Source organism: Nocardia sp. NPDC060220, from assembly GCF_042727815.1.
GTDB lineage: Bacteria > Actinomycetota > Actinomycetes > Mycobacteriales > Mycobacteriaceae > Nocardia.
Map to the genome: position 1 here is coordinate 1 of NZ_JBHWZY010000358.1, position 6,587 is coordinate 6,587.

Sequence of the window (6,587 nt, forward strand, 5' to 3'; positions counted from 1 at the left end):
GCGAGTACTTCCTCGGCACTGCCTGCCGTGCGGGAGATGATCCTGACACCGGTGACCGCGGCCTCATCCGCGACCAGGCCGACCACATCGTTGCCGTCGGCGAACCGCAGGTTCGGCAACACCCGAACACGGTCCCGCACACGACCTTCCAGATGCGGCCTGGTCGGCAGATAGGTCGTGACATCCGGTTGGACGGCGGCCGAGAGCCGGTTGCCCCCGATCGAGAAATAGAAGTCGGTGTAGTCCTCGATCACCTTCGTGCCGGCGCGGACGAGCTCGTCGAGCAGGCCGGGAAACAGCCGCTCGAGCGCCTGGGATCCGCTGGGCAGCAACGCGTGCACGTGCTTGCCCTGCGGTACCCCACGACGCGGGGCGTACTGACCGTCGAGACGGTCTCGTTCCACCACGGTGACCCGGTCATAGGAATCGGACAGCACTCGGGCGGCGAGCAGACCTGCCATGCTCGCGCCGAGTACCACTGCGTGTTCACCTCTGCGAACCATCGCGCACCTCCTGGAGTCTCAGCGATGGTGCGAGCGTGCGACACGCGACTGCTCGATTACCAGTCCACTTCCCTGCTCACCTCGAGGGGCGGGTCCCTCGAGTGGCATACCGACGAAGGCTGGGGCGTGATCGAGTCGGCTTCGACTCTGGCGGAACGTGACGATGAACGGGTGTGCCGGGATTGGCTGGGTCTCGGCGTCACTGGACGTAAGCGCTGGCGAAAGCGGTGAATTCCGCGCGAAAATCGCGATAGGCGCTGCGGAGGTCGGCACCCGGCCATGGTTGCGGCAGAAAATTCGCGGGCAGGATCGGGTCGTGCAGGATGTGGCGCACGACGCCGGCTGCCACCTCGAGGCGATCCCGCATCGCGGCGGCGCTGTCGAGGGCGGCCAGTAGCCTCGTCGCGATGTCCGCCCATTCAGTAGGACGGAACAGTCGTGCGGCGAGTTCGTCGGGGTCGTCGGGTCGACCGGTTATGTAGGTCAGTCGGTGTGCGGCCGCGATGCGCGGGCTCATCAAGTTGTCCGGGCGTCCCCACACGCCCTCGCGAATCTCGCCGAATTTGTTGGCCTGCAGTGATTCTCGTAGGAGTATGCGGTCGGCTGCCGCGTCGGCGCCAGTAGTGACAACGGCCAGTCGCCAGTCGCCGTCGAAGGGCCGCAGTATCGGGTCGATGGCGATGTCCTGCAGTTTTTGCCGGCTCAGCAGTCGCGGGGTGAGCCGGTAGGTCGCGTCGTCGCGTTCGAGGTCCCCGGCCGACACCATGCGGGTCAGCGCTGCTCGCACCGTCGATTCCTGCAGTCCTAGTTCGGTCGCCAGGTGCACGATCGCCGCCGCGGGCGCCTGGGCCGGATGTGCGCCCAGCAACACGCTCAAGATGGCTGATCGAGCCGTCAGGCGCCGGAACGGCAGCGAGTTCTGAACCATTGGTCGATGGTATCCAGCCCGCCGAAGAGGGCATTGCAAATTCTCATCATGCGATGCAGACTTGCAATACGAGTCGGGTCGACCGGGCGCGGACCGTGGGAAGGAACGGCATGGCAACCCATGAGGTGACGAATCAGGTAACACCGTTGGCCGACTACGACGCGGCGGACTATCCGGTGGTGCTGGAAGCGCTGCAGCGCGCCGGTGCTGTTCACGCGATCGACGAGGTGCACGAGGTCGGAAGACTGGCCGGCAGTACACGAGCGCTGGAGCTGGGCGATCTCGCGGAAGCGCACCCTCCGGTCCTGAAGACCCACGATCGGTACGGGCACCGAGTCGACGAGATCGTCTACGACCCGAGCTACCACCAATTGATGAGCCATGCCGTCGGCTTCGGTCTGCACGGCGTGCCCTGGGCTGACGATCGCCCGGCCCCGCACCTGGTGCGCGCGGCCAAACTGAGCATCTGGGCCCAGGTGGACGCCGGGCACGGTTGTCCGATATCGATGACCTACGCGGTGGTGCCCGCGCTACGGGCGAATCCGGAGCTCGCCGCGGTCTACGAGCCGCTGCTCACCAGCTCGGTCTACGACCCCGAACTGCGGGTGCCCACCGCCAAACTCGGCCTCACGGCGGGAATGTCGATGACCGAGAAGCAGGGTGGGTCCGACGTACGCGCGAACACCACCACGGCAGTGCCCCAGCTCGACGGCTCCTACCGGATCACCGGACACAAGTGGTTCACCTCCGCGCCGATGTCGGACCTCTTCCTGGTGCTGGCGCAGGCGCCCGCCGGGTTGTCCTGCTTCTTCGTTCCGCGAGTGCTACCGGACGGCACCCGCAATCCGTTCCACCTGCAGCGGTTGAAAGACAAGCTGGGCAACCACTCCAATGCCAGTAGCGAAGTCGAGTACGACAACACGGTCGGCTGGCTGGTCGGCGTCGAGGGCCGTGGTGTGCCCACGATCGTGGAGATGGTGAATTTCACCCGCCTGGATTGCATTCTGGGCAGCGCGGCCGGGATGCGGGTCGGGGTCAGCAATGCGGCCCATCACGCGGTGCATCGCAGTGCTTTCGGCGCGACGCTCATCGACCAGCCGTTGATGCGCAATGTGCTCACCGATCTGGCGGTGGAAGCCGAAGCCGCGACTCTGGCGGGTCTGTGGTTGGCCGAGCTCACTGACCACGCGGTGGCCGGTGACGAGCGGGCGGCGACACTGCGCCGGATCGCCTTGGCGGTGACGAAATACCACGTCTGCAAGCGCGGCCCGATCCACGCCGCCGAGGCACTGGAATGCCTGGGAGGCAACGGTTATGTCGAGGAATCGCGAATGCCACGGCTGTACCGGGAGGCACCGCTGATGTCGGTGTGGGAGGGCTCGGGCAATGTCGCGGCACTGGACAGCTTGCGCGCCATGGCAAAACAGCCCGAAACCCTCGGCGTGTTCTTGGACGAGGTGAAGACGACGGCCGGTGCCTCGGCCGAACTCGACGCCGCCATCCGCCGCCTCGAGACGGAATTCTCCGACTTCGAGACGATGCAGTACCGGGCCCGCCGGGTCGTCGGGCAGATGGCCCAGGTGCTGCAGGGCTCGCTGCTCGTCCGCTACGGAAACACCGCCGTCACCGACGCATACCTGCGGACCCGACTCGCCGGTGACCGCGGCGACGTCTTCGGCACCCTCCCGCTCGGTGTCGACGCCGCCGCAATCCTCGAACGATCGACGCCGAAGATCTCCTGAGCCGAAGGAACCTCCCTGTGTCCTACCCCAACACCGATTCCGGCGACCGGCCCGCGGCCTGGTACGAGAACTGGACCGAAGGCCCCGATTCGCCGTGGCAGCATCGTCCGGAACCGGATTTCGAGCACGAGTACCGCACGCTCACCTACGAACGTGACGGCCGCATCGCCCGCATCACCTTCAACCGCCCCGACAAGGGCAACGCGATCACGCCGCACACCCCGCGCGATCTCGCGCACGCGGTCGAACGCGCCGATCTCGACCCGCGCGTGCACGTCATCCTGGTCTCCGGGCGAGGCAAGGGCTTCTGCGGCGGCTACGACCTCGACCTGTTCGCCGAGCAGAGCTTCGCCGGTGCACGCGGCCCGGACGAAGTGACAGGTACCGTGCTGGACCCGGTCGTCAACGCCGTCAACCACAACCCACACGGCGTCTGGGACCCGATGATCGACTACGCGTCGATGAGCCGGTTCAACAAGGGGTTCGCCAGTCTGCTGCACGCCGACAAGCCGACCGTCGCCAAACTGCATGGCTTCGCGATCGCCGGGGGCACCGACATCGCGCTCTACGCCGACCAGATCATCTGTGCCGACGACACCAAGATCGGCTACCCGCCCACCCGCGTCTGGGGTATCCCGGCGGCGGGCATGTGGGCGCATCGCCTGGGTGATCAACGAGCCAAACGCCTGCTCTTCACCGGCGATTGCCTCAGTGGTAAGCAAGCCGCCGAGTGGGGTCTCGCGGTCGAATCCTGGCCCGCCGACGAGCTCGACGAGCGGACCGAGGCGCTGGTCGAACGCATCGCCCGGATGCCGGTCAATCAGCTCATGATGGCCAAATTGGCCCTCAATTCGGCGCTCAACGCGCAAGGGGTGGCCAACTCTTCCATGATCAGCACCGTGTTCGACGGCGTCTCGCGACACACCAAGGAGGGCTACGCGTTCCAGACTCGCGCCGCCACTGTCGGGTTCCGCGAAGCGGTCCGTGAACGCGACGAACCCTTCGGCGATCACAAACGCGCGCAGTTCGAGCGCTGACCGCGGGCGGATCTTCCGTACCGGCGCAGGGCGGTCTCGGCATGTCGGCCGAGTGGGCGCGGGCTAGCGAAGTTCGTCGAGCATCTGGGCCCACCGGTCGGCGACATTGCCGCGACGGCGGGAGTCGTCGTTGAGCATGCCTGCCAGACCGAGGCCACGAGCGCTGTCGAGGAAGGCCTGCACCGTGGTGCGCACGGTGGGGTTGTTGCCGTCCAAGCCCAGCATCTCGATCAGGGCCCAGAAGCCCCGTGCCCCGACCTCGAGCTCCATGGCTGCTACTCGCGGCGCCAGCACCGGGTCGTCGGAGGCCGCGATGCACAGCTGCAACGCGGCCTTGAATGTCGGCCCCTGATGCAGGTCGACGATCTTGTGGACGATGTCACGGGTGCCGGTGGGGCCGGGTGTGACGGTGTGCTGGTACTCCTCGATGTCACGGATCCGGGTGTCCATGATGTGGCGCACCGAGGCGGTGAACAGCCCGTCGCGGTCCTTGAAGTGGTGCTGCACCGCGCCACGGGTCACCCCGGCGCGTTCGGCGACCTCGGCGACGCTGGCATTGCGCCAGCCACGGGTGGCGAGCACGTCGAGGGCCGCTTCGACGATGCGCTGGTGGGTCGCGATGCCGTTCTCGTTCTGCCGCGGTTTGCGTCCCGGGCTCGCCGCGGAGGTCGGCCGCGTCATCGCCGGCCTACAGCTCGACGGTCAGAGTTCCCTTGGCACGTGACACACATGGGAGAAAGTATCCCGCGTCCAGTTCCTGAGGACTCAGGGCGGTCGACCGATGCTCGGGTGTGCCGTCGAGTACGCGCACCGCGCACGAGCGACAGAATCCCTGCTGACACGAGTAGGTGGCGTCCGGTCGCACGGACAGAATCGCGTCCAGCGCGGTCTGTTCGGCACCGACAGTCAGGGTTTCACCGGTGATCGCCAGCTGGATGTCGAACTCTCGGCCGTCGACGACCGGCGCCGCCGAGAACCGCTCGTAGTGGAATTCGACATCGGGCCGGTCGGCCAGGGCGGCACGCAGCGCGTCGACCATCGGCGGCGGGCCACAGGAGTAGACCGCGAGTGTGCCGGACAGGTCGCCCATCAGTTGCGCGGGTGTCGCGAACCCGGACTCCGCGTCGCAGTGGACGGTGATCTTGTCCCCATAGACTTCGAGTTCGGGCAGGAACGCCATCGAATCGGCAGTGCGCCCGCAGTAGATCATCGTCCACGGCATCCCGGTCTGCTCGAGCAGCGCGATCATCGGCAGGATCGGGGTGATGCCGATACCGCCCGCGATCAGGCGGATCGCGCTGGTGCGCTGGTTGTAGCCGCCGATTGCGAGCGGAAAAGCGTTGCGCGGCAGACCGATCCGCAGCTGCGAACCCACCGGCAGCCCCTGGTGGACTTCGGCGGATCCGCCACGGCCGTCCGGGATGAAGCGCACCGCGATGCGGTACCGGGTGCGGTCGGCGGGATCCCCGCACAGGGAGTACTGACGCAGCGCGCCCGAGGGCAACTCGATGTCGAGATGCGCTCCGGGGCGCCAGTTCGGCAACTGCCCGCCGTCGGGGAGCTCGAAGGTAACCGCGACGACGTTCTCGTCCTGGGCGACCAGGTGGCGCTCGGTGACAACGACGTCGAAGTACTGCTGTGGTCGGCCGAGTCCGGTTTCCGGTGGTTCGGCGAAGCCATCGATCCAGCTCAGCATGTCGACACCCATCGCGACGAGCGCCATCAGCGGATCGCGCCGGAACCGGCCGTGGGCATGGGCGGGCACATCGCACAGGCGAGGTCGGTCGGACATGATCACCCCTGCGCCTGCGAGGGGCGGGTCTCGATGGTGGCGAGATAGGACAGCGCCTGGGCCATCGAGCCGGTGTCGTCGGGCTGGTACCGGGGCTTGAGGTAGTCGAGGACAGAGCTCAGGACGGTGGTCAACGTCGGGAGCAGCCCGAGCCGCCCGCCTCGCAGTACGTCGAGGAACACCCGCAGTCGCGAGGTGGGCGCGGCGGGATCGTTCTTGACCAGGTACCAGATGAACCGACTCGAAATCCAAATGGTCAGCGGAAAGACCAGGAGCATGGTGCGCAGCCGACGGTAGTACCGATTGTCGAAGTACTCGGCCAGGTCGTGGGCCACGTTGCGGTGTTCCATCTCCTCGGCGCCGTGCCAGCGGAACAACGCGACCATGTTCGGATCGGCGCGGTACTCGTCCCAGGTGCAGTTCAATACGAAATGCCCCAGGAAAGCGGTGAAGTTCTCGAGCGCGGCGGTGATCGCCAGGCGGTTGATCAGATGCTGCCTGGTCCGCCTCGGATTGCGAAAAGTTCTGGAGCCCAGCACTTTACCGAGGAAGAAGCGTGACTGGGCCAGCAGTGGTTCGGGATCG

Annotated in this window: 7 protein-coding genes; 2 read left to right on the forward strand and 5 right to left on the reverse strand. The window is 66.7% G+C overall.

What is annotated here, in order from left to right; genetic code table 11:
• Both ACFWF3_RS19280 and ACFWF3_RS19285 read right to left on the reverse strand, forming a co-directional pair.
• The coding region (locus ACFWF3_RS19280; protein ID WP_379314708.1) for an FAD-dependent oxidoreductase at positions 1 to 503 on the reverse strand (503 nt) is incomplete at its 3' end.
• A gap of 199 nt (positions 504 to 702) precedes the next feature.
• Positions 703 to 1,431, reverse strand: coding sequence for a PaaX family transcriptional regulator C-terminal domain-containing protein (locus tag ACFWF3_RS19285; RefSeq protein ID WP_379314709.1), 729 nt, complete (start codon positions 1,429 to 1,431; stop codon positions 703 to 705).
• 110 nt (positions 1,432 to 1,541) lie between these two features.
• Here ACFWF3_RS19285 and ACFWF3_RS19290 point away from each other — a divergent pair, with 110 nt between their 5' ends.
• Both ACFWF3_RS19290 and ACFWF3_RS19295 read left to right on the forward strand, forming a co-directional pair.
• A complete protein-coding gene (locus ACFWF3_RS19290) occupies positions 1,542 to 3,173 on the forward strand; it encodes an acyl-CoA dehydrogenase family protein (protein ID WP_379314710.1) in 1,632 nt (543 codons plus the stop codon).
• Positions 3,174 to 3,190: 17 nt separating this feature from the next.
• Positions 3,191 to 4,210, forward strand: coding sequence for a crotonase/enoyl-CoA hydratase family protein (locus ACFWF3_RS19295; protein WP_379314711.1), 1,020 nt, complete (start codon positions 3,191 to 3,193; stop codon positions 4,208 to 4,210).
• Positions 4,211 to 4,273: 63 nt separating this feature from the next.
• On the opposite strand, the gene ACFWF3_RS19300 is transcribed toward ACFWF3_RS19295, so the two are convergent.
• The 3 genes from ACFWF3_RS19300 to ACFWF3_RS19310 all read right to left on the reverse strand — a co-directional run.
• Positions 4,274 to 4,891, reverse strand: a complete 618-nt coding sequence (locus tag ACFWF3_RS19300) for a TetR/AcrR family transcriptional regulator (protein ID WP_379314712.1) — start codon at positions 4,889 to 4,891, stop codon at positions 4,274 to 4,276.
• Between the two features lie 7 nt (positions 4,892 to 4,898).
• Positions 4,899 to 6,002 (reverse strand): PDR/VanB family oxidoreductase, encoded by a 1,104-nt coding sequence (locus tag ACFWF3_RS19305; RefSeq protein WP_379314713.1) that lies wholly within the window; start codon positions 6,000 to 6,002, stop codon positions 4,899 to 4,901.
• A 2-nt stretch (positions 6,003 to 6,004) separates the two neighbouring features.
• The coding region (locus tag ACFWF3_RS19310) for a metal-dependent hydrolase (protein WP_379314714.1) at positions 6,005 to 6,587 on the reverse strand (583 nt) is incomplete at its 5' end.

What these genes read in the sequence shown, in the direction of transcription:
- ACFWF3_RS19300 (WP_379314712.1), bottom strand. Translation starts at nt 4,891, where the DNA reads ATGACGCGGCCGACCTCCGCGGCGAGCCCGGGACGCAAACCGCGGCAG.
- ACFWF3_RS19285 (WP_379314709.1), bottom strand. Translation starts at nt 1,431, where the DNA reads ATGGTTCAGAACTCGCTGCCGTTCCGGCGCCTGACGGCTCGATCAGCC.
- ACFWF3_RS19290 (WP_379314710.1), top strand. Translation starts at nt 1,542, where the DNA reads ATGGCAACCCATGAGGTGACGAATCAGGTAACACCGTTGGCCGACTAC.
- ACFWF3_RS19305 (WP_379314713.1), bottom strand. Translation starts at nt 6,002, where the DNA reads ATGTCCGACCGACCTCGCCTGTGCGATGTGCCCGCCCATGCCCACGGC.